The sequence below is a fragment of the Lentzea rhizosphaerae genome (genome assembly GCF_042649515.1).
In the GTDB taxonomy this organism is placed as follows: Bacteria; Actinomycetota; Actinomycetes; order Mycobacteriales; family Pseudonocardiaceae; genus Lentzea; species Lentzea aerocolonigenes.
This window is the reverse complement of record NZ_JBHRZI010000018.1, coordinates 1-21,406: the sequence shown is the minus strand read 5'-3', so window position 1 is coordinate 21,406 and position 21,406 is coordinate 1. Positions and strand designations below refer to the sequence as shown.

Annotated in this window: 18 protein-coding genes, 1 tRNA gene and 1 pseudogene; 11 read left to right on the top strand and 9 right to left on the bottom strand. The window is 66.4% G+C overall.

What is annotated here, in order from left to right:
• Window positions 1-63: 63 nt before the first annotated feature.
• The 9 genes from ACFOWZ_RS23565 (at window position 64) to ACFOWZ_RS23525 (ending at window position 9,375) form a co-directional block, all read left to right on the top strand.
• Window positions 64-2,745 carry a VWA domain-containing protein gene (locus tag ACFOWZ_RS23565; protein ID WP_382375884.1) on the top strand — a complete coding sequence of 894 codons (2,682 nt, stop codon included), beginning with the start codon at window positions 64-66 and terminating at the stop codon, window positions 2,743-2,745.
• A gap of 96 nt (window positions 2,746-2,841) precedes the next feature.
• The gene (gene cmk, locus ACFOWZ_RS23560) at window positions 2,842-3,528 is read left to right on the top strand and encodes a (d)CMP kinase (RefSeq protein ID WP_382376048.1); all 687 of its coding nucleotides are present in this window, start codon (window positions 2,842-2,844) and stop codon (window positions 3,526-3,528) included.
• Window positions 3,525-4,157, top strand: coding sequence for a lysophospholipid acyltransferase family protein (locus tag ACFOWZ_RS23555; RefSeq protein WP_035911064.1), 633 nt, complete (start codon window positions 3,525-3,527; stop codon window positions 4,155-4,157). The genes cmk and ACFOWZ_RS23555 overlap by 4 nt, the downstream gene beginning before the upstream one ends.
• On the top strand, window positions 4,154-5,572 hold the full coding sequence (gene der, locus ACFOWZ_RS23550) for a ribosome biogenesis GTPase Der (protein ID WP_382375882.1): 1,419 nt from the start codon (window positions 4,154-4,156) through the stop codon (window positions 5,570-5,572). The genes ACFOWZ_RS23555 and der overlap by 4 nt, the downstream gene beginning before the upstream one ends.
• Window positions 5,573-5,616: 44 nt before the next feature.
• Window positions 5,617-6,249, top strand: a complete 633-nt coding sequence (locus ACFOWZ_RS23545; protein ID WP_035911157.1) for a response regulator — start codon at window positions 5,617-5,619, stop codon at window positions 6,247-6,249.
• Window positions 6,246-7,358, top strand: a complete 1,113-nt coding sequence (locus ACFOWZ_RS23540) for a sensor histidine kinase (RefSeq protein ID WP_382375879.1) — start codon at window positions 6,246-6,248, stop codon at window positions 7,356-7,358. The genes ACFOWZ_RS23545 and ACFOWZ_RS23540 overlap by 4 nt, the downstream gene beginning before the upstream one ends.
• Window positions 7,359-7,531: 173 nt before the next feature.
• Window positions 7,532-7,605: transfer RNA gene (locus tag ACFOWZ_RS23535), tRNA-Pro, on the top strand.
• 116 nt (window positions 7,606-7,721) lie between these two features.
• A complete protein-coding gene (locus tag ACFOWZ_RS23530) occupies window positions 7,722-8,681 on the top strand; it encodes a tyrosine-type recombinase/integrase (protein ID WP_382375877.1) in 960 nt (319 codons plus the stop codon).
• Window positions 8,674-9,375 carry a hypothetical protein gene (locus tag ACFOWZ_RS23525; protein ID WP_382375875.1) on the top strand — a complete coding sequence of 234 codons (702 nt, stop codon included), beginning with the start codon at window positions 8,674-8,676 and terminating at the stop codon, window positions 9,373-9,375. Before ACFOWZ_RS23530 ends, ACFOWZ_RS23525 begins: the two co-directional genes overlap by 8 nt.
• A gap of 568 nt (window positions 9,376-9,943) precedes the next feature.
• Here ACFOWZ_RS23525 and ACFOWZ_RS23520 read toward each other — a convergent pair.
• Together ACFOWZ_RS23520 and ACFOWZ_RS23515 are read right to left on the bottom strand one after the other, a co-directional pair.
• Window positions 9,944-10,819 carry a DUF3800 domain-containing protein gene (locus ACFOWZ_RS23520; RefSeq protein ID WP_382375873.1) on the bottom strand — a complete coding sequence of 292 codons (876 nt, stop codon included), beginning with the start codon at window positions 10,817-10,819 and terminating at the stop codon, window positions 9,944-9,946.
• A gap of 438 nt (window positions 10,820-11,257) precedes the next feature.
• Window positions 11,258-12,388, bottom strand: a complete 1,131-nt coding sequence (locus ACFOWZ_RS23515; RefSeq protein ID WP_382375871.1) for a hypothetical protein — start codon at window positions 12,386-12,388, stop codon at window positions 11,258-11,260.
• 200 nt (window positions 12,389-12,588) lie between these two features.
• Here ACFOWZ_RS23515 and ACFOWZ_RS23510 point away from each other — a divergent pair, with 200 nt between their 5' ends.
• Both ACFOWZ_RS23510 and tcmP read left to right on the top strand, forming a co-directional pair.
• On the top strand, window positions 12,589-12,756 hold the full coding sequence (locus ACFOWZ_RS23510) for a hypothetical protein (protein ID WP_382375869.1): 168 nt from the start codon (window positions 12,589-12,591) through the stop codon (window positions 12,754-12,756).
• A 516-nt stretch (window positions 12,757-13,272) separates the two neighbouring features.
• A complete protein-coding gene (tcmP, locus tag ACFOWZ_RS23505) occupies window positions 13,273-14,499 on the top strand; it encodes a three-Cys-motif partner protein TcmP (protein WP_382375867.1) in 1,227 nt (408 codons plus the stop codon).
• On the opposite strand, the gene ACFOWZ_RS23500 is transcribed toward tcmP, so the two are convergent.
• The 7 genes and pseudogenes from ACFOWZ_RS23500 to ACFOWZ_RS23470 form a co-directional block, all read right to left on the bottom strand.
• Complete coding sequence (locus tag ACFOWZ_RS23500; RefSeq protein WP_382375865.1) at window positions 14,456-15,226, bottom strand: DUF5131 family protein; 771 nt, start codon at window positions 15,224-15,226, stop codon at window positions 14,456-14,458. The two genes, tcmP and ACFOWZ_RS23500, sit on opposite strands and share 44 nt — an antisense overlap.
• Window positions 15,227-15,957: 731 nt before the next feature.
• Window positions 15,958-18,654, bottom strand: a complete 2,697-nt coding sequence (locus ACFOWZ_RS23495; RefSeq protein ID WP_382375863.1) for an RICIN domain-containing protein — start codon at window positions 18,652-18,654, stop codon at window positions 15,958-15,960.
• Between the two features lie 728 nt (window positions 18,655-19,382).
• Window positions 19,383-19,580 carry a cellulose binding domain-containing protein gene (locus tag ACFOWZ_RS23490; RefSeq protein ID WP_382375861.1) on the bottom strand — a complete coding sequence of 66 codons (198 nt, stop codon included), beginning with the start codon at window positions 19,578-19,580 and terminating at the stop codon, window positions 19,383-19,385.
• The gene (locus ACFOWZ_RS23485; RefSeq protein ID WP_382375859.1) at window positions 19,541-20,218 is read right to left on the bottom strand and encodes a hypothetical protein; all 678 of its coding nucleotides are present in this window, start codon (window positions 20,216-20,218) and stop codon (window positions 19,541-19,543) included. The genes ACFOWZ_RS23490 and ACFOWZ_RS23485 overlap by 40 nt, the downstream gene beginning before the upstream one ends.
• Window positions 20,215-20,487: a hypothetical protein gene (locus tag ACFOWZ_RS23480; RefSeq protein ID WP_382376058.1), complete on the bottom strand. Its 273-nt coding sequence runs from the start codon at window positions 20,485-20,487 to the stop codon at window positions 20,215-20,217. Before ACFOWZ_RS23480 ends, ACFOWZ_RS23485 begins: the two co-directional genes overlap by 4 nt.
• Window positions 20,484-21,011, bottom strand: coding sequence for a hypothetical protein (locus ACFOWZ_RS23475; RefSeq protein ID WP_382376056.1), 528 nt, complete (start codon window positions 21,009-21,011; stop codon window positions 20,484-20,486). The genes ACFOWZ_RS23480 and ACFOWZ_RS23475 overlap by 4 nt, the downstream gene beginning before the upstream one ends.
• Window positions 20,986-21,261: pseudogene (locus tag ACFOWZ_RS23470) on the bottom strand (transposase); the annotation flags it as partial. The gene ACFOWZ_RS23475 and the pseudogene ACFOWZ_RS23470, both read right to left, overlap by 26 nt.
• Window positions 21,262-21,406 lie beyond the last annotated feature (145 nt).

Below are 21,406 nucleotides of genomic sequence, written 5' to 3'. Positions count from 1 at the left end.
CGTGCAGTCATGGGATTTGTGAGGTGCGCCAGCGGTCTCGCTGCCGCTGATTAGACTGCGCCGATGTCCGCAGCGACCGGCGCGTCGATATTCCTGCTCGACTGTTCCGGCTCGATGGGCGGACCGTTCGGGGGCAAGACCCGCCTGGAATCCGCGAAGAACGCGCTGATCCAGCACCTCGGGACTTTTCCCCGCAGGGCTCGAGTGGTCATCTGCGCGTTCGACCACGAACCGAGGATCGTCTACGACGGCCTCGCCGGTGACCTTGCCCGCATCACGGCGAAGCTCGCCGAGGTATCGCCTCGCGGGGGCACGAACATCGACGTCGCGGTCGAGTTCGCGGTTGCGTTGCTGGGAGAGCGGACGATCACGGCGGCGTCGGGCATCGTCATCATCGGCGATGGTGAGTGGCGCGCCTCGACGGCGACGAAGGACGTGCTGGCCAGGCTCGAGTCGCAAAACACGCACGTCTCGACGGTGCTCATCGGAGGGGATGCACGTGCGGGTGATTTCGATCTGGCAGGCGTGAGTCACCACGTCGAGAAACCAGGAGACCTCGCGCCGGCTGTGGCCGGGGCGGCCAGCGTGCCGAAGTCTCCCGCTCCAGCCAGGAGGCTGGCGTTCACGGCCATGCACACATCGCAGGTGCGGGTGAACGAGTGGCACGACCTCGTGTTCAGCGCTCATCCTGCTGACATCGCGAAGCAGGTGCGCAAACACCTGCAATCGAAGCACTGGCAGATGTCCACCCCGCACGCGATGCGGGACGGCAAATCCGTCAGCCCGGTCGAACGCCAGACCAAGCTCACCATCACGCCGATAGTCGCTGGAGTGGAGTTCAACCCGCCGAGCCATGAGATCTATCTGCTGGAGGACCTGCACGAGACGATGTTCCGGTTTCGTGCCACGCAGCCATCAGCCAACGGTGTGTGGACAGGCGTCGCTGAAGTGCATGCGGAAGACGTCATGGTGGCGTCGGTGCCACTGAACATCGAGGAACTGTTCGGATCGGACACACGGTCGAGTCGTCGGAAGAAGGTGACGAGCGGCGGAGTGTGGCGCCGCGTGTTCGCCTCCTACGCGCGATCCGACGCGCAGATGGTGGATGCGATTGTGGCGGCCTATGACCTCGTGGGGGCGGAAGTCTTCATCGACCGATCCATTATCCAATCTGGACAGGAATGGCGCGCGGAGGTGCAGAAAGCCATCGATCGCGCGGACGTCTTCCAGCTGTTCTGGTCCAAGGCCGCCAGCATCTCGGCAGCGGTGGACTGGGAGTGGCGGACTGCGCTGAAGGTGCAGGGGAAGGAAGCACCGTTCATCCGCCCCGTGACGTGGGAGGTGCCGTGTCCTCCCGCGCCCGCCGAGCTTGCTCACCTGCACTTCGAGCCGAGGCAGTTCGAGGCGCTGTTCCGGGACGCTCTGGACAGCGAGCTGAACGGTGCGGCGGCGGCGGGGCCCGCGCCCGTCGACCTGGTGGTGTTCGGCGCTGACACGGTCGTGCCCGACGATGTCGGGCGCGAACTGCAGGAGGACTGCCGTACCGCGCTGGACGAGGTGGAGCGCATGACGGGAATCCCGTGTCCTCCGGTTCTGACCGAGGTGCGTGGTCAGCATTCAGATCGGAGTGCCACGGGGTCGCTTCGTATCACGGGCGCTTCCACTGACGCTGTTGTCAGGGATCCACGCGAGCTGTGCGCGGAGATCGCCGCCGACTGCCGCATGCCACGATGGCTCCAGTTGAGTGGCAAGGTCAGCCGCGCGGCTGCGCCAGGCCGCACCTTCGGCCATTTCCTGCGTGAGTTCGCTGATCGGGTCGAATACGACCTCGGTTACATGCCACAAGGAGCTTTGGTCACCGTTCGGTTCGACGGCGATGTCGAGACCACGCTGACGATCGCCGAGTTTCGCCGTGCTTTGTCCGATCTCCGGAACGTCTGGTACACACCGACCTGCGCATTCGATCTTTGGTTCCCGTTTGCGGCCGGGCTGCCGGCGGCATGGTCTGCCGAGATGCACAGCGATCTCGTCACCTACCTCTCACTTTGCGGACAGGTGATCACGCGGTTCGGGACTGACGGGCGACTTCTCGCCGACGTTCCTGACGCGGTCATGGCTTGGCTGTCGCCTCGGTGGTGGCGTCAACGTGAGTTGCTCGTCCGCGCGGGAGTCCCAGGTGTCGATCGCCGGTCGAACGCCTTGGAGACCGTCGTCGCGGCCGCAGCTGCCGATCCAGCGGTGAGCAGCCTGCGAGAAGAGCTCACCTCATCGGTTGCCGAGGTGCTGCAGATCGTGGGTCGCCCCCAGCTCGTGACTACTGCCCGATCGCTGTCCGTGGTTGTGGACGTGGGGCTGAAGGACGCACTGACCGCCTTGTTCGTCGATCTCGGGTATCACACCTGCGCTGCGGTGATGGCCGATCGATGGCACGCGTCGACGCTCGCGTGCGAGCACCTGCGCGCCTTTCTCTCCCAAAGGGAGCAGGTGTCGCCCTATCGGGACGAGGACGTCGAGATCATCGACACCCTTGTCAACTGGCTCGGCCTGCATCTGGTGCGCGACGTCCCAGCCCTCACGGCGCTTGCCGCTGCGACGGTGCCCCCGGCCGCAACTCCCGGCGTGGATGAGGTGGAGAAGGCGTTCCGCACGGACGGCATGCCTGCTGTACAGCACCTGGTCACCCTCTTCGTTGATCAACCCAAGCTTGCGGCGCAGTGGTTTGCGGCGCCCGCCCGTGGCAGTTGATCAGGCCTGGTGCCGGTGTGAGCCTTCGCACCAGGCACAATGAGCGCCGTGGGCGTCTCGGAGGGAGCTGCGGTGGGCCAGGGTCAGTTGCGCGGTGTGGTGGCACTCGACGGACCGTCCGGCACCGGCAAGTCGACCGTGGCGAAGCGCCTCGCGATGGCGCTGGACGCCCGCTACCTCGACACCGGCTCGATGTACCGGGCGATCACGGTGGCGGTGCTGCGGGCGGGGGTCGACCCGGCCGACGAGGTCAAGGTCGCCGAGGTCGCGGACAACGCCGTGCTGGTGGTCGGCACGGATCCCGTGAAGCCGGGCATCACGCTGGACGGCGACGACGTGTCGGCCGAGATCCGCGGGCCCGAGGTGACGCTGGCGGTGTCGCCGGTCTCGGCGGCGAAGCACGTGCGGGAGCTGCTCGTGGCGCAGCAGCGGGCGATCATCGCGGACGCGGTCGGCGACGTCGGCGGCATCGTGGTCGAGGGGCGCGACATCGGCACGGTCGTGTCGCCGGACGCCCCGTTGAAGGTCTACCTGACGGCGTCGGCGGCCGCGCGGGCGCAGCGCAGGACCAAACAGGACAACGCGGCCGGGCGGGAGTCCACTGTGGACGCCGTGCTCGCCGACGTGCAGCGGCGCGACAACTACGACTCGTCGCGCGCGGTGTCGCCGTTGAGGGCCGCCTCCGACGCGGTCGAGGTGGACACGACCGAGCTCGACCTCGCGGGCACCGTGGACGCCTTGCTGGACCTCGTCGAGCGGCGCGGGCTGCGGGTGACCGGGTGACCCTTCCCGGCGGAAGCTCGCCGTGGCTGACCGACTTCGGCAGGTGGATCGCGCGCGTGCCGTACGCGTGGCAGTTCCGGATTCGGGTGCACGGGCGCGACCGCGTACCCTTGAGCGGCGGCGTGGTCGTCGTCGCCAACCACAGCTCGGCGGCTGACGGGCCGATCCTGTTCGGGGTGGTGCCCCGGCGCGTGACATTCCTGATCAAGCAGGAGATGTTCAAGGGCGTCGTCGGCTACCTGCTGGGCAAGATCGGGCAGATCCCCGTCAAGCGGGGAGAAGCCGATCGCACCGCGCTGACCAGCGCGTTGTCCGTGCTCAAGGCCGGCGGCGTGATCGGGGTGTTCCCCGAGGGCACGCGCGGTGAGGGTGACGTGGCGAGCGCGCAGAACGGTGCGGCGTGGCTGGCCAAGACGTCGAACGCGATGGTGCTGCCGATCGCCTGCCGCGGGACCTACCAGGCCAAGGGCTGGCGGCCCGAGGTCGACGTGCTGATCGGTGAGCCGTTCCACCTTCCCGAGGGGAAGGGGCGGGCGGCCCTCGGCGTTGCCACCGAGCAGGTGCGCGATCGCCTGGCGACACTGGTCGCCGAACTCGATGGACTTCGTGTGAGTGAGGGAAGACGATGACGGACCTGGACGGCACCTGGGAGGACGAGGCCGACTGGTCAGCCTTCGACGACCTTTCCGAGGACGCTGAGGACGCCACGCCGCCACAGCCGGTGCTCGCGGTGGTCGGACGGCCGAACGTCGGCAAGTCCACGCTGGTCAACCGCATCATCGGCCGGCGAGAGGCCGTGGTGCAGGACGTGCCGGGCGTGACGCGTGACCGAGTGGCGTACGACGCGCTGTGGAATGGCCGCAAGTTCACCGTGGTCGACACGGGCGGCTGGGAGCCGGACGCGCAGGGCCTGCAGGCCGCCGTGGCCGCCCAGGCCGAGCTCGCGATGGCGACCGCGGACGTGATCCTCGTGGTCGTGGACGCGACGGTGGGCGCGACGACGACCGAGGAGGCCGTCGCGAAGGTCCTGCGCCGGTCGAAGAAGCCGGTGATCCTCTGTGCGTCCAAGGTGGACGACGACCGGCTGACGGCCGACGTCGCGTCGCTGTGGTCGCTGGGGCTCGGCGAGCCGTTCCCGGTGTCCGGTCTGCACGGCCGCGGCTCCGGCGACCTGCTCGACGTGATCCTCGCCAAGCTGCCGGAGACCCCGCGCGACGACTTCGGTGCGCGTGGCGGCGGCCCCCGGCGCGTGGCGCTGGTCGGCAAGCCGAACGTGGGCAAGTCGTCGCTGCTGAACCGCCTGACGGGCGAGAACCGCTCGGTCGTCGACTCCGTCGCGGGCACCACGGTCGACCCGGTCGACTCGCTGGTGGAGCTCGACGGCGAGATCTGGCGCTTCGTCGACACCGCGGGCCTGCGCAAGCGGGTGAAGTTCGAGAGCGGCGCCGAGTACTACGCCTCGCTGCGCACCAAGTCCGCGATCGAGACCGCCGAGGTCGCGATCGTGCTGCTGGACGCGCACGAGCCCTTGTCGGAGCAGGACCTGCGTGTTCTGACGATGGTGGTCGAGTCGGGCCGCGCGTGCGTGCTGGCGTTCAACAAGTGGGACCTCGTCGACGAGGACCGCCGCAACGAGATGATCCGCGAGCTCGAGCGCGGCCTGGTGCGCGTGCCGTGGGCGGACAAGGTCAACATCTCGGCGCTGACCGGCCGCGCGGTGCACAAGCTGGCGCCCGCGCTGCGCACGGCGCTGAACTCGTGGGACACGCGCGTGCCGACCGGCCGCCTGAACCAGTGGCTGTCGGACCTGATCGCCGCGACCCCGCCGCCGGTGCGCGGCGGCAAGCAGCCCAAGGTGCTGTTCGCGACCCAGGCCTCGACCCGGCCGCCGACGTTCGTGCTGTTCACGACCGGTTTCCTGGAGGCCTCGTACCGCCGGTTCATCGAACGCAAGCTGCGTGAGGAGTTCGGCTTCGAGGGCAGCCCGGTCCGGATCTCCGTGCGCGTGCGCGAGAAGAAGAAGGCCGGCGCTTCGAAGAAGTAACCGCGCTGGTTGCTCTTTGGCATGGGGTGCGGTTGGTTGGGTTCGTGGCCGTACGAGTGGTGTTAGCCGACGACGAGGCCCTGCTGCGGCGGGGCCTGAAAGTCCTCCTGGAAGCCGACGGGCGGGTGGAGGTGGTCGGCGAGGCATCCGACGGCGCCGAACTCGTCGAAGTCACCCTGGCCCACCTGCCGGACGTCGTGCTGGTCGACGTGCAGATGCCCGGCGTCGACGGCCTGGAGGCGGTGCGCCGCCTGAGGACGTGGGCCACCCCGCCAGCCATCGCCGTGCTGACCACGTTCGACCTGGACGACTACGTGGCGACAGCCCTGGACCTGGGCGCCCAGGGCTTCCTGCTGAAGGACGCCGAGCCCGACACCCTGGTCCGCGCCGTGGTCGACCTGGCAGCGGGCGGCGCCGTCCTGGACCCGCGCATCACCGCCCGTCTGCTCCCACGCCTGCGAGGCTTCCGCGCGAACCGCCAGCTGGACTCCTTGAGCGCCCGCGAACGCCAGGTGCTGGAACTGCTCGCCGGCGGCCGCTCGAACCACTCGATCGCCGAGGAGCTCTGCCTGTCCGAGGCGACGGTGAAGAGCTACGTCTCGACGGTCCTGACGAAACTGGGCGTGGAGAACCGGGTGCAGGCGGCCCTGGTCGCGCACCAGGTCGGTGTGTGGTGAAACCTTTAGTCGGCGAAATCCTCACCGTGGGCATCACCACGGGAGTGGTCCTGCTGACCGAGGACCGCCCGTTCCCGTGGTCGCTGTGGACCGCGGTGGGCGCCTCACTCCTGCTGTCCGTGCGCCTGCGCTGGCCCTGGCTGGCCTCGCTGCTGTGCGTCCCCGCCGTGGCAGGCGGCCTGGGCTGGGCACCGGCCCTGGTGGCCCAGTTCCGCCTGGGACGCACGGAGAAGTCCATCCCGGTCCAGCTCTTCTGGGTGAGCCTGCAGACCGCAGCAGCGATCATCCCGGTCCTGCTGACCGAGACCATCCCCCTGGGCTCGTTGCTGCTCGCCACAGCCTTCGCGTTCGGCCTGGCAGGCGCCCCCACGGCGTTGGGCGCCCTGGTCACCACCCGCAAGGACCTGACCCAGTCCCTGTACGAAACCCGCCGAGCCAGAGCAGCAGAACTGGAAGCCCAGGAAACCTCGGCCCGAGCCGCAGAACGAGCCCGCATAGCCCGCGAAATCCACGACGCGGTGGGCCACCACGCCACCCTGATCGCCGTGGAGTCCGCAGCCCTGGCCGCCACCGCCACCGACCCGGCCGTCCGCGAAACAGCACTCCGACTACGCGCCCTGGCAAAGGAATCGCTGTCGGAGATGCGAGCGGCCCTGGGCCTGCTGAACTCCGACACGTCCTACCCGACCGTTCAGGAACTGGTGGACCGAGCCAGAGTGGCCGGCGTGTCCGTGACGCTGTCGGAAACGGGCGACGCCGCCCTGTCGCCCGCGGTGTCACGCGCGCTGTTCAGGGTGGTCCAGGAATCGCTGACGAACGTGACGAAACACGCCCCAGGCGCCACCGTGACGGTGACCGTGAACCGATCGTCCCCCGTACGGGTCTCGGTGGTGAACGGCCCCGGCGACCTCCCCGCACAGGGCGAAAAAGGCGGCGCAGGCCTCCACGGCCTGTCCGAACGCGTCCGCCTGGCCGGCGGCACCCTCACCACCTCGTACCGAGCGGACGGCGGCTTCAGCGTCAGCGCCGTCCTACCACCGGGTAAGTCGAAGGTTGACGGACAAGACTCGACTTTCGGAGGTGGCGCCCGCGACGCCGCCAACGCATAGTTCTGGGTGTCGGTCGAGGATCGGGGGATCGGTCGGACCGAGGGACGCGGGGACCCGAACTTCGGGTCCCCGCCGTATTTCCGCAGCTCGGAGCCTGTGGCGGGGGCCGTTTTTGATCTCTGTCCGCGGTGTTGTAGGATTCTTTCTGCACGCCGGGAGACCGGGAGTGTGGCCGGGACGTGGCGCAGTTTGGTAGCGCACTTGACTGGGGGTCAAGGGGTCGCAGGTTCAAATCCTGTCGTCCCGACGGCCAAGAGGGTTCTCGCAGGTCAGATACTGCGAGGGCCCTCTTTTTGTGATCTTGCCGAGTTCTGCCGGGTCGAGCACGCCGCTCATCGACCCCTTTACTCGGAGGGCTTTCAAATGCCCCTTCTCGACCTCGACAAGCTCACTTTCGGCCTCTCGAAGACCTGGGCCGGATATCTCCGCGACTGGGACCGCACCCTGCGCTCAGCCAGCCATCCGGAGACCACTCGCTACAACTATCTACTTGCCGCCGCCCAGCTCGCCCGGTACCTCGCCGAGTACTCGCCCGACCCCGACGCCAACGACGCGGCTGACGACCCGTGCGAGGTGACTCGCGCGCACATCGAGTTCTTCCAGGCGTGGATGATCGAGACGCGGTCTGGCGCGACGGCGCTGAACAAGCACAAGGGGCTGCAGCAGTTCTTCAAGTGGCTGATGCTCGACGAGGAAGACATCGACCGCTCTCCGATGGAGCGGGTGAAGCAGCCCAAGCCGCAGAAGAAGCTCATCGCCGTCATCCGCGACGACGACACCAAGAAGGTCCTCGGCACCTGCAAGGGCAAGGACTTCGTCCAGCTCCGCGACGAGGCCATCATCCGGCTCTACTACAACACCGGTGCCCGCCTGTCCGAAGTCGGCAACCTCAGCCTCGAAGACATCAACCAGGACACCGACTCCGTGCACTACCACGGCAAGGGCAACAAGGACCGCCGCGTCCGGTACGGGCCCAAGACCGCACGAGCGATCAGCCGCTACCTCCGCGCTCGCGCGAAGCACAAGGGCGCCGAGCTACCCGACCTGTGGCTCGCCGACCGCGGTGGCAAGCCGCTGAAGCCCAACGGCATCAAGATCATGATCAAGCGTCGCGGACTCTCCGCTGGGCTGACCGGCGTGCACGCTCACCGGTGGAGGCACAACTTCGCGCACGAGTGGAAGCGGGCAGGAGGAGACACCGGCGACCTGATGTTGCTGCTCGGCTGGACTTCCGAGGACATGCCGCGCCACTACGGCGAAAGCGCAGCAGCCGAACGTGCCCAGGAGACGCAGCTGCGGATGGGGATCGGTGAACATGTCTGACCAGATGCGTGCCCGCCGGGCCGTCGAGGTGATCATGGGCACGGTTGTCGGGCTGACGTTCTTGTTCGGCTTTGGCAACGTGTTGAGCCTGGGACTGAGGCTCGGTGTTCCAGGATGGATCGCTCCACTGGTTGCTCCCGCGGTCGACCTGTCGGTGATGGGCTTGCTGCTCGGCCTGCGGCAGCTGACAGCGAACGGCGCCGACGAAGCACAGCTCAAGCCCGTCCGACGCTTGCTGATGTTCTGCAGCATGGTCACGCTCGCCCTGAACGTGGCCGATCCCGTCATCGCAGGCGAGTACGGCAAAGCCGCGTTCGATGCGGTCGGGCCACTTCTGTTGATCGGGTGGTCTGATGTCGGGCCGTGCCTGCTGCAGGGCATGAACAGCGTTCGGCTCGTTGACGCTGCCGTTGATGATCGACCTGTATCGCTACCAGCCGCTGTCAACGCTGCAGGTGACGAGACCAAGTCGGTCGAGGCGGAGCCGGTTGTCGTCCGCGACGACCTGTTGGAGCGCGCGAGGCGTGAGGACATTCGCCATCGGGAGCTCTACCAGCGGCCGATATCGTCGGAAGCGTTGCGTCAGAGGCTTCGAGTGGGCTCGGCCAGGTCGAGAAGGCTGGTCAAGGCGGTTCGGTCGATGGACTTCGCCGGCGTCGGGTCTACAGGCGCGTCGCGTACAGCTCGTTGTTGATTGATATGCCGCCCTTCTTGTGCGGTGCAATCCCGTTGCGCGACGAACACCATCACATTGTCACCATCCACTTCGGACTCGGGTTGGGGCACGACGAGCGCCATGGCACTTCCTCTCCGTCAATGGCGTGCACGCCCACGAACGCCGCGTCGGCGCTTTCCGGGTGACTGTTCTCTCGTCACTTGTCGAGGTCGGCGACCGTAGTCTCGACAACTCCGCTGACGCGGAGGACCTGAAGAGTCCAGATTCGAGGTGTACGACGCGCGTTCCAGCGAGATGAAGAGCCCGTCGAGTCGATCTGCGACTTAGATGCATTCCGCGACGCCCTGGACAACCTGGTCTATCGTGAGGTCATCGAGGCGCAGGAGCGCTGAGACTGTTGGGCTTGATCTCATCGGTGCGCGAGCCAAGTCACCAGCTCGTGCTGTTGATGGCCGACGCCGCCCGCTCAACCTTGCCGACAGGCTGTTGGAATTAGTGGCTTCCTCGCGATCCGCATCGCCTACAACGGAGCCCGAACGAGGCCGCCACACACCGCACGACTTCTGAGTATCTACGAACTGGCTGCTCAGAGCTGAGGTTCGACTGTAGTGGACGTCTGCGTCGCAGACGGTGTGCCCAACCCATCGTCGTTGAAGTAGTCGAACCGTTTGTCAGGCAACGTGATTCCGGTGTTCATGGCGACCTTGGAGGCGGAGGTCTCACCGAACGCCCAGTAACACAAATTGATCATCTCTTGGGGGAAGAGCACGATGCCGGCTCCCCATGCGTCATTGTGAGCATTGCGGTGTGCAAGCTGCCGGAGAAGGTCTTTGAGCTCCAGTCCGGCAAGACGGCCTGCGACAGCGGCGGTGGATGCCGCAGTTACAAGATCGGCCAGTTGTAGGTGGGGCACATGGTGACTGGGCGCTGTGAGGATCGGCAGAACGATCTTGCCGGGTTCGACGTACTCGGTGCCGTCGTTGGTGAGGTTGAGGGTGTCCGCAAGCCAGCGGCCTTCATCGGCCGGTCCTCCGCCTGGCTTGTCGGCGATTATCAGGCCGATATCGGCCGCTTTGGAAAGCAAGATCGTCACGCGCTCAAATAGCCACTTGAGGAGCTCTTTGCCGACCTCGACGGTGGTTCTGTTTTTGTATGCGGCCCCGTGATCGATGATCACGACGATGGAACGGATGTCGTGGTCGATGGCGGTTTGGAGCATCCGCGTACGGAGGTTGGTGATGATCTCCTTGCCTGCAGTGGCAAGGTAACTTCCCCGCGGTGGTTTCCACTTGATCTCTTCACCGTCCGGCATACCGAGTTCGGTACGGAGTGCTGCTAGCGCTGCCGCGTAGGGTGCGACTTGGTTCTCGGGTACAACGACACCGCCGAGTGCAACAAGGGAACCGAGACCGCGCCTGGGCGGATCGGTCTGCTGGCTGTCATCTATGAAAATCAGATGCATCTTCAGCCTCCCTTGTTCGAGGTGCTCTGGTATCGCGTGGACTGGCCTGCGCGTGACAAGTACCTGCTCAGAGGCCCTTGGCGCCCGTCGGTAGTGTTCAGCCTTCTTCGATCCGGGTTATCGCGGGGCTTTCGGTACCGGGCGCGAACATTCGTCACTTGGCGAGGTGATTCGATCAGCCTTCGTTCCGTCATGCCGCCTGCTAGCCCAGTCGCGGCGGGCCTGGCGCAGCAACGTCGTGCTGATGCAGGTGCAGGCTGCGGCCGGATTGCTGGTCGTGCAGCGTGCGCGAAGTGGGCAGTCCGGCAGGCCGCGCCGTAGGTGGCGTTGCCCGCGGTCTCGTCGACGGCGAAGTGGTCGGTCGGTTCCGTTCATCGATCGGGTTTGCCTGAACGCCACTGGTGACCAAGCTGCTGCGATTGATGCCACCGTGGGCTGCTACCCCGCAGGTGGTGGATTCCGTCGCGGCCGGTCGAAGGCACCGTTCATGGCCGCATCGATGATGCGTTGCGCCTGCTTCCGGACGTCGGGGGGTTGGTGGCTGAGGTTGGCTTCGATCGTCCTGTGCGGTTGGTCGAGCAGACTGCGAGCCTGGGCCGCGAGGTCGGGCATGGGGCCGAGAGCAGTGGCGACTGCCTGGAGGTTCTCCTGCCAGCCGGCGCGGAGCATGCCGATGACGTAGGACACCAGGAGCGTCACGATCTCCGGGTGCTGGTCGATCTGGTCCAGCCCGGCCAGGCCGGCGTAGTTCGCGTCGTCGAACAGTGCGGCCATCATGCGCGCCACGAGCGGTAGGTGCCGGAACAACACCGCGACGATGTCGCGAGCTGTCGCCAGCTCCGCATCGGTCGCCTCGCTCACCGCTCGTAACGCGGTGGGCAGGGCAACTATCTCGGCGGTCTCGAAGAGGGCCTCGGCCGGTCCGGTGAGCCACGGTCCGGCTCCTTCGACGCGCTGCCGCCGACCGTTGGGCGCGACGCCGAGTACCCGTTCGACGATCTTGGCGTCGTCGGTCGTGGTGTCGACCGCATCTCCGAGAGCGAATGCGCGTAGGAGCAGATGCACTGCGTGCGCCCGGTCGGTGGCCCGGACTCGGGTTCGTCGGGGAAGGGAGTTGGGCCCGCGTTTGGCCGTGAGCGCGCCAGCAATCAGGTGGAGCGCCTGGTCGCGGTCGCTGTCCAGCGTGGGGTCCAAGCCATGCCGCTGCGCTTGCGTGGTGATCTCTCGTTCCAGCAGGTCGAGTGCAGCGGTGAGGTTGTCGACGAGCGCTGCGCGGATGACATCAGACGCAATGGGGAAACCGTCGACCCATAGCAGCACGCGCAGCGTGTCGGGATCCTTCGTGTGTGTACGCCATGCAAGCAGCGCGACGAGTTGTCGATCTGTCCCGTCCGGGTAGGTCCACACCGGTGCCCGGCCGCGGTGTCCGGTGCGGATAGGCCGGGGCAGCAGGCCCTGAGCGCGGAAGGTCTCCAGCATCCGTGGACTGACTTGGTACCCCGCCTCGTCAGCGATACGGACGAGAGCCTCGCTGTCGTGACCAGTACCTGCCTCGTGGTCGACGTCCATGCACAGATCCTATCCGGAAGTACTCCCATCGTAGAGCTGGCTAACGTGCACGTATGGCGAGTACTCCCACCAAGGAGCCGTCTAACTTGCATCTGACCTAATGGCCTTGCTACCTGCACATTTTACTGATTCTGTGATGTGGTGGCGACCGTCAGGAGCCGCAATCACCACTCCCATCACATTTCCTGAGAGGAACGAAGATGATCAGCGAGAACGACCTGAAGAAGATCCTTGCGGCCGTAGTGGCTGGCTACGTGAGCTCGGCAACCAGGCGGTGGGCACGCCAGCGCGGTCTCGACCGACGGGTCGCGACACTGCTGTCGACGGTGGCCGGCGCTGTCGCCTCAGCGGTCGTTCTCCGCACCTGAGTCCCAGCTGGATCGGGTGGAACGAGGAGATCCCGTTGTGGGGATTCTGGTGACGAGAACGGATCAAGGCATGAGCATTTGCCCGTGGGTGGCGAACCTGCCGCGGGCTCCGCCACGGCGTGGGTTAGTTGGCGGTGGAGTCCTTCGACGCGGGCCCCTCGAGGTTGATCATGGTCGGACTGTCCGGAGGCGGCGGCTTTGCGTGCCGCGCGGCATCCAACCAAGGCCGTGTGTCCGGCGCTGCAGCAATTGGCGAGTACGAGCGTGCGTTCTGCAGAGACCAGTTCCGCGAAGTGGTGAGCCAGCTGAACGAGCTGGACGTCGAGGTGTCGCTGCCTGAGGCAAGTGGTCCGGCCACGACGCGAATGCTCATCACTGATCGTGACGCGATTGGTTCGCAGCAGCCGAAAGGGTGTGCGAGTCGGGTCCTCCTATCGTGGCATTGCGGATCGCGAGCGTAGACCCAGACTTCGAAGAAGCTCACTCTGGTCGTACTGGCCAGGGGAGGGAGCGGCAGTGGGGTTCTTCGACGCACGCAGAGCGCCTGCCGTAGTGAAGCACGGGTTGCTGCGGCGGTACTGTCCCGCGTTCGCCCATAAGGCGGGTTCTCGAACCGGCGGACGCGTCACGTTTCTGGACGGGTACGCGGGCGCAGGATGTTACGACGACGACACGCCGGGATCGCCACTTGTACTGCTCGAAGCCGCACGATCGGTGGCCGATCGTCGCGATGTCGACGCGGTGTTCATTGAACGCGACCCTGCAACCTACGCGCGGCTTGAAGAAGTGCTTGCAGATCGTTGTAAGGGACAGCCGTACCTGCCACTTCCAGGGGATGTCGACGATCACCTTGAAGAGGTGATGCGGCGCAGCAACGACCGTGCCCTGTTCGCCTTCCTCGACCCGTTCGGGCCGGCGCTGAGTCGCGAACGGCTATGTTGGCTGCTCAAGCAACGCGCGCAGCGGCGGTTGCCGACTGACGTCTTGCTGCACGTGTCGGTGCGCAGCGTGTGGAACTTCGGCTCGCGGTTGACGAAGGCGAAGAGGGAACAGCGTCCACTCAACGCTCAAGACGAGGCATTCGCGGGTCACCTCGACCGGTTCCTGGGGCCCGATTGGTGGCGCAGTGACTTCGAGGACGCCGCTGTGGTGAGCGATCCGACCGGATCAGAACGCATAGCGGCCATTGCATTGCGTGTCGCTCAGCGATATGCCGACGCGGTCGGCAAGGAGACTGGCTACTTGCCGGTCAGCATGCCTGTCCGTCGTAGACCGGAACGCGCGCCGATCTTCGTACTGACGCTGTTCACCGCGCACGCCGCCGGAGTGTGGCTCTTCGCCGACTGCATCGGCCAGGCAGGTCTTGACTGGGAAGAAGCGTGGCGCGACGCCGAAGCCTCGAAAGAGGGACCGGATGGGCAGATGGGCTTGTTCTCCGGTGGAGACGTGTCGATCTTCGATCGGGACGCCTTCGAACGCAACCATGAGGAGCAGTGGATCTCGATCATCCAGAGCAACATCGACAAACTGCTCGACGAGCGTCGCCCGCTGGTGCTGCAGGACCACACTGCCGCCGTGTTCGGCTCGACACTCGGCACCGGTGCGCGGGGCAAGCACGCGCGCGAGGCGGTGAAACGGCTCTACCGGGCCGGGCAGGTCGACCACAAGGGAACTGGGAACTTCGAAAGAGACCGGATGCTCAGGCCTGTCCAGCGCCAGTGGCCGTCAGGCGCGACTGGTTAGGCATCTCGTCCCACGTGCGGCCCTGGAGAAGGCGGCCGCCCGCTTTGGGGGTCCGGCCTCCCCACTGCTTGAAGAAGAAGGCGACGTCTGCTCGCGAGCACTGGTCGCGGATGTCGACGATCCACTCTTCGTCGACGGCCCGGGCGTTGGCACCCGACTCGCCGCCGACGATCACCCAGTCGACGTGTTCGAGGTTGATGTCACGGAGGGGACCGATGAGCGGCTCGCAGGACAGAAACCGGACTGCTGCGGGAACTTGTGCAAGGTCGTCGATCCGACCGACGGCTTCTTGGTTCTCGACAGAGGTGCCGATCCAGATGTTCTCGGGCCACGGAAGCTGATCTGCGAGCCGACGGAGTCGCAGAGCCCGCTTGGTGAGGATTTGGTAGGTGTGCCGTGGAGTTGCCGCCATCACGTCGAACACGCGCTGGATGAACTCAAGCGGAATCTTGGCGTGGAACAGATCACTCATCGAGTTGACGAACACCAACCGCGGTTCACGCCACCTGAACGGCTCAGCTAGCGAGAGTGCGTGGGTCATCACGCCGAATCCCGGACCGCTGGTCCGCGGATCACCGTCCGTCTGGTACTTGGCCGAGCCCATGGCCTTCAACCGTTTCGCCAAGGTGAGGGCGTAACAGTTGTCGCATCCGGCCGAAACCTTGTCGCATCCGGTGGTGGGATTCCACGTGGTCTCGGTCCACTCGATGCTCGAACGGGTGCTCATTGCTCTCCTCCTGGCCAGACCGACACCGTAAGGCACCGCTCTTCGCCTCTGGCGAGTGCTACCCATGCTTATAGCTCGAACCTTTGTTCGATGCAAGGAAGCGCGCCGTCGATCGCTTCGTGCCATCTGTAACTTGACCCCTGGCCGACGCTCTGTGATCGAGTTCGCCGAGTCTGTGCGCAGGTTCGAATCCCCGGCGGGAGTACCAAAGGATGGGAACGGGGCTGACCTGGGGATTCGCATCGGCGGCTTGGTTGTGGAGGCGCGTTTCGCGCTGGCGCGGCCGGATGTGTCAGGAGGCGGCAGCGGTGGGTAGGTGTCGGCCGCTTGACGGGACCAGGTCGTTCCGGACACCTGGGTCACCATGTCGTGAACATCCGCTTCTGGCTCCCCTCTACCGTCGAACGCTGCGGCCCCCGAGCTGTGCGAAATGGTTGTAGGAGCTGGCCGACGGTTGCGGAACCTCCATCAGCGTGGGGGTCCGTTGAGCCGTCATTGATCGAACCCCATGGGGGCGCTGACGAGCGCCTACCGCTCGCGAGCGAGGCGGTTCGATGCGTTCACTGCGGTGGTCTGCCGGCCCGTACCGATGGGAGCGGAGACAGGGTGCTCGGTGGTGGTCGCTTGCCGACGTTCGGAGTTGACATCCCGCTGCTATCCCTGGCCGCAGGGCCGAGCGGCCAGGGGTAGCGGTCGACGCCGCGGCGGCAGGCGAGAACCGGGTCGTCCGGTCAGGCCCGGATCAGTTGCCACTGCTGGTTGGCCCCGCCGTTGGCGGTCCACTGCACGACCTGCGCCCCGTCGCTCGTCGCCGCACCGTAGACGTCCGCCACCAGTCCGCTGTCGTGGCTGACGATGGTGTAGTAGCCGTTGCCGGTGGACCGCAGATACCACATCTGGTTGGTGCCGCCGTTGGCCGTCCACTGTTGCAGTTGCAGCCCGGCGGTGCTGCTGTTGGCGTTGACGTCGAGCACCTTTCCGCTCGGGACGTACCGGAGGGTGTAGGAACCGTCGGAGGTCGTGGCGATCGTCCAGGTGGCGGTGCCGCTCTGCTGGACCACCTTGGCACCGTCCGCGGTGGAGTTGCCCGCGACAGCGAGCGGCTTGCCGCTGTTGCGGTTGACGATGCGGTAGTTGCCCGGTGCGGGTCCGTCTCCACCGCTTCCGCCGAGGTTGAAGTACTCCACCGCGTCGGTGAAGACGGGCCTACCGGACTTCGTTGTCGACAGCTGCAGGTACACGCGGTTGCCGGTGGCCGGGGTGGTGAAGGACACCGGCTGGGTGACCCGCGAGCCGAGCGGGACGGTCAGGGTCGTGCTTCCGGACGCGACGACCGCCCCGTCCGGCGCGTCGAGCCGCGCCGTCCAGGTGAAGCCCACCGAAGTGTCGGCGAAGTCGTCGTTGAAGACGGTGATGTTGCGGGTGACCGTGGCGTTCCGGGCGTAGTTGGGCACGGCCTGCGGCAGGGGGAAGGTGCCGTTCGCGTCCGAGACGCCTGAGGCCGACCAGTAGGGGAGGTCGACCGCGGCCACCGGGTTGAACGCCGCCTGCACGCGCTGGAACTGCGGGTTGCTCCAGGGGTCCGGGAGGTTGTCCGCGCCGTAGACAGGGCGACCGCCCTCCTCCGGGACGAAGTCGCCGGTGCGCACGCCGGGGATGACGCTGGCCCAAGCTGACAGCAGCGTGTACGGACGCAGGTCGGTGGCGCCCTTGCCGCGCTTGGCCAGGGTTGCCGTGGCGAACCACTCGAAGCCCTGCTTGGTGTTGCATGCCGGCCAGATGTACTCGCCCTCGCCGTCGGGCCGCCCATTCACGGTGATCAGGCCCTCCCCGTACCTGCCGAAGCCGTCGACGTAGTGCGGGATCACCGCGAAGTTGGCGTACGTCATCCCGGGATACAGGCTGACATTGTTGCCGACGCCCACCTCGACAATGATCGGCCGGGTTCCGTCGGCGCCGTTCATCGCCGCGTACAAGTCCTTCTCGAACTGTTCGGAATCCTGGCCGCTCTGGTTCGGCTCGTTGTTCTGACTCCAGCGGATGATCGCGGGGTGGTTGCGGTCGCGCAGGACCAGCGCACGAGCGTGGTTGATCATGTTGTTGCGCCCGACGGTCTCCCTCCACTCCTGCGAGGATTGGGAGCCGCGAATCGCGACCTCGCCGATGATCATCAGGCCCATCTCGTCGGCGACATCCAACATGTACGGGCTCGCGGGCTCCTGGTGGATGCGCACCACGTTGAAGTTCAGCCGCTGGTAGTTGTCCACCGCCTGGGGCCAGCCGCCGTTGCCGGGCGACGGGGGCAGGAAGCCGGGCAGGGTGTCGTAGGCGTCGCCCTTGCCGCCGTTGTTGACCCGGTCGTAGTCGGCTCCCTGGAGGTTGTCGCCGCGGAAGTTCACGCGCACGCCGTTGAGGTAGTAGTAGTCACCGTTCTGGGTGGCCTCCCGGAACCCGAACCGGTACGTGGCGTCGCTGGTGCGCCCGTCATCGGTGGCGGCGTGCACCGTCAGCCGGTGCAGCTGCGCCCGGTACCCCGGCCGGTACGGCACGTTGGGCCACCAGTACGAGGTGCTGTCGAGGTTCCACGCGACCGGCCCGACGGTCACGGTCACGGTCGAGCCAGCCGCCACGGTGACCGTACGGCTGGGCAGTTCCGGGTAGCTGAAAGCCGTTCCGTTGGTGGACGACAGCGACCCGGTCAACGTCACCGACCGGGAACTGCCCGACGTGTTACGCACCGACACGTCGTAGCTCAACGTCTTGTTCGCCACCGACGTACGCACGAATGTGTCGCTGACGTACACCGCCGGGTATACCTGCAGGAACGCGGACCGGAAGATCCCCTGCGGGATCGCCTCGGACCACGTGGCGGCGTCGGGCACCAGGTACCGGCCGTTGGATGCCTTCAACGCGCCGCGGCCCTTCACGGCGACGCTGATCGTGTGGGTGCTACCGGGGGCCGCGTAGGCGGTGATGTCGAAATTCGACGGCGTGAACGCCGTGGTCTGCGTCGCCACCACCCGGCCGTCGACCGACAGCGTCGCCTGGTGATTGACCGCCCCGAACTCGATCCACGTCGACTGCGGCTGACCCGAGTCGGGCACGGTGATGGTGCGCGAGTACACCGCCTCGTTCACGTCGGTGAAACCCTGCTTGTACCAGCCGCCGCCGGGCACGCTGATCGAGGTCGTCCCCCGGCCCGCTGGGGTGAAGCTCCACGTCCCGGCCAGGTCGACCGAGGCGATCGCGGTGGCGCCGGCAGCTGCGGCCGCAGGGGCCGGCTGTGTTGCGGCGGCCGGCTGTCCTGTAGCGGCGGGTTGTCCTGTGGCGGCGGGTTGTACCGTGCCGATGGTCGCGAGGAGTGTGGCCCCGGCCAGCGCTGCGCGGGCGAAGCGCTGGGATAGCGTGCGAGGGCTGTTCTGACGCATCAAGAAACCCCTTTCGCGGGTGTCGCGTCTGCGGCGATACACCGATCATCGGACCCATCGTCACTACCGCCGGGGCCGCCGAAATGGAGAGGTCCACTATGGACTTGTCTACCGGCTCCATGCCCGCGGAGCGGGGCATCGGTCGGTAAGCAATCGTGGGGATGGCGCGGCCTGGTGTCACACCAATAAAACTATGACGGACAAGAAGGGTCAAAGCTAAATGTGAGCGCTAACTTTGAGCACTCCGACCAAGAAGAGCCCGACCAGGGTTCATCACCGTGGCAGGTCGCCGGACCGGTCGGGAAGTTGCTCCGTTCGGCCCGCCGGGCGACCTGTGCCAGCGAGAGGGCCTCACCGTAAATAGTCCGCCGATCGTCGGTCAACGCAGTGCCGACTAAATATTGACGCGCTTATTTTAGCGGCCCCTGAATGCCGCCTGTCGAACAAGGTTCGACCTGGTCCCGGCGGTGTGCCGACAAATCGTGCGCAGCAGGCAAACGTGCACCTCACCGGCACGAAAAAGTTGCGCCGACTCTTGACCGGGCGAAGGCAATCGTTCACAGTCTGACGAGCACGACCGGCACTCGCGGCCGTGATTGCCGCAAGCCGACGCGCCGCCATTCACCACGAGGCGACCAAGGCCCGTTGTTAGCGGTAACTCGATTGCACTTCGGAGAATGATCCGGCGTGCGGACATCGACGGTATCCTGCCACACCGCGGGTGCCCGTTAGCCGTGGTGGCTGCCGGTGCAGGTCCAGGTGGCCGTCCAGGCGGTGACCGGCGCCCCGTTGTTGGTCACGGCGACGTTGGCGGTGAACCCGCTCGCCCACACGTTGGGCTGGTAGGTGACCACGCACGGTGGCGCCGCCGAGGCGGACTGGCTGCCTATCGGCACCAACGTGCCGACAGACAGGGCGGCGAGCACGCGCGACAACCTTGGCACGGTGACCCCTTAGGTTTCTGGGAGCGTTCCCAGACGCAGACCGTAACGGAGCCCTCACGAGTTGGAAAGCGGCCGACCGTTGCAACCAGTGCTAGCTGGGCATTCCGCACACTGGGGTTGATCAACTCTGGGTGGTTGTCGGTGGGGATCAGGCGGAGCCGTGCCAGTGCGTCGAAGCTCGGCCGGCCGGTGGGTTGGCCGGTCGTCCGGTGCAGAGACCGTCGAGGGCGGTCTGAGGGGGCAATGGCCAGCCGGACTCGGCGTTCGATCAGGCAGAAGATCAGTAGTGCCAGGCAGATCACGGTCATCAGGGCGGTGATGCGCCGGTTGTTTTTGAAGAACATCGGTGCCACCGCCAGGGGGCCTTTGAACGCGCTGTAGCGGCGTTTCACGACTTCCTGGCCTTTGTAGCGGATCAGGATCTCGCCGGTGGTGACGGAGTCGGGGAGGTTGGTCAGCAGCGCGTACCAGCCGTCGGTTGCCGCTTCGGCGTCCAGCGCCGCCTGGTCGAACCACCAGGTCAGCGTGGGTTTGCCGGTGGTGGGATCGGTGCCGGTGGTGGTGCGCAGATAGGAGGTGACCCGGCGGGCGGAGGCGATGGCGGCGATCCTGGTGGTCACGGCTTTCTCGTCGGGGTAATGCCGGGATCCCAGCCCGCGGACCAGTCGGTCGAGGTCGTCGGTGGCGCGGTCGAGTTTGCTCGGGCGGTGGAGTGCACTAACACCCGCCGCAGCGTGAACGCCGGGTCTCGTTTGCGTTTGCCGGTCAGGGTCATGGTGTCTTCGGTGACTCGCCACCGGCCACGTTGCGCGGCGGGTTTGCTCGCGTCGCGTTCGGCGACGTAGTCGACCTCGGTGGCGGAGTCGCGATCGAGCGCGGCCAGCGTCACGGCGAGGGTGTAGGCGTCCGAGGCGGGGGCGATGAAACTGGTGGTGCCATCGCGATCATCGCCGAGACATCGGTGTAGGACACCAGTTTGGAGTCCCCGATCAGCAGGAAGTCCCGTCGCCGCGCGATTTTCTGCAGTGCGGTCGTTGTCCCCACCACCTGGGCGATCTCCCCTGCGCCGCCGTCGTAGGCCCGGTAGAAGACCGGTATTCCACCGTCGCTGGTGACCGCCAGCCCGGCCTGGATCTGTTTCAGGTCGGGGCGGCAGTCCTTCGGGTGCCCGAACTTGGGCGCCGAGTGGTCGGCGTCGATCTGGTCGTAGGACCCGTACAGCGAGATCGAGGTCATGTCCCAATGCAGCCGGGAGGTGTCCAGCCCGAACATCGAGGTCGCTTGTGCGCCCACAGATCCGACGATGTGGTCGAGTTCGGGGGCGATCGCGTCCAGCGCGCGGCCGATCCGGTCGTCGTTGAGCAGAGCCGGGTTGATGCCGAAGACCTCCTCCACCGCGTTGCTCCAGATCACCGCGCAGGGTCGGGTTGCCGTCGTAGACCTCGTCACCGGCGACCCACCGTGCGGGCACGCCACCGTCGAGGGCCCGCAGGATCATGCGCGAGGCCAGCGCGGGCTTGGTCGCGAACGTCGTGTCGGCGGGGATCCCTGCCGTCGCGCACCGGTCCGGCTCATCGGTCCACACGCCCGGCAGGTACAGCTCGCGATCAATCAGCGTGTGCCCGGCCGTGGTGGTGTAGGTCAGAAACACCCCGACCTGGCGTGTAGGCAAGCAGGTCCTGTTCGGAGGCCAGTGGCGGCGGCGTTTCCCGGTGCCGGTTGGTGATCTCGGTATGCGCCGCCGCCCTGGCCGGTTTTTGGGCGGGGCACCAACCTGCGCGAGGTCGTCTGCACAGGGCCGGTTTTTG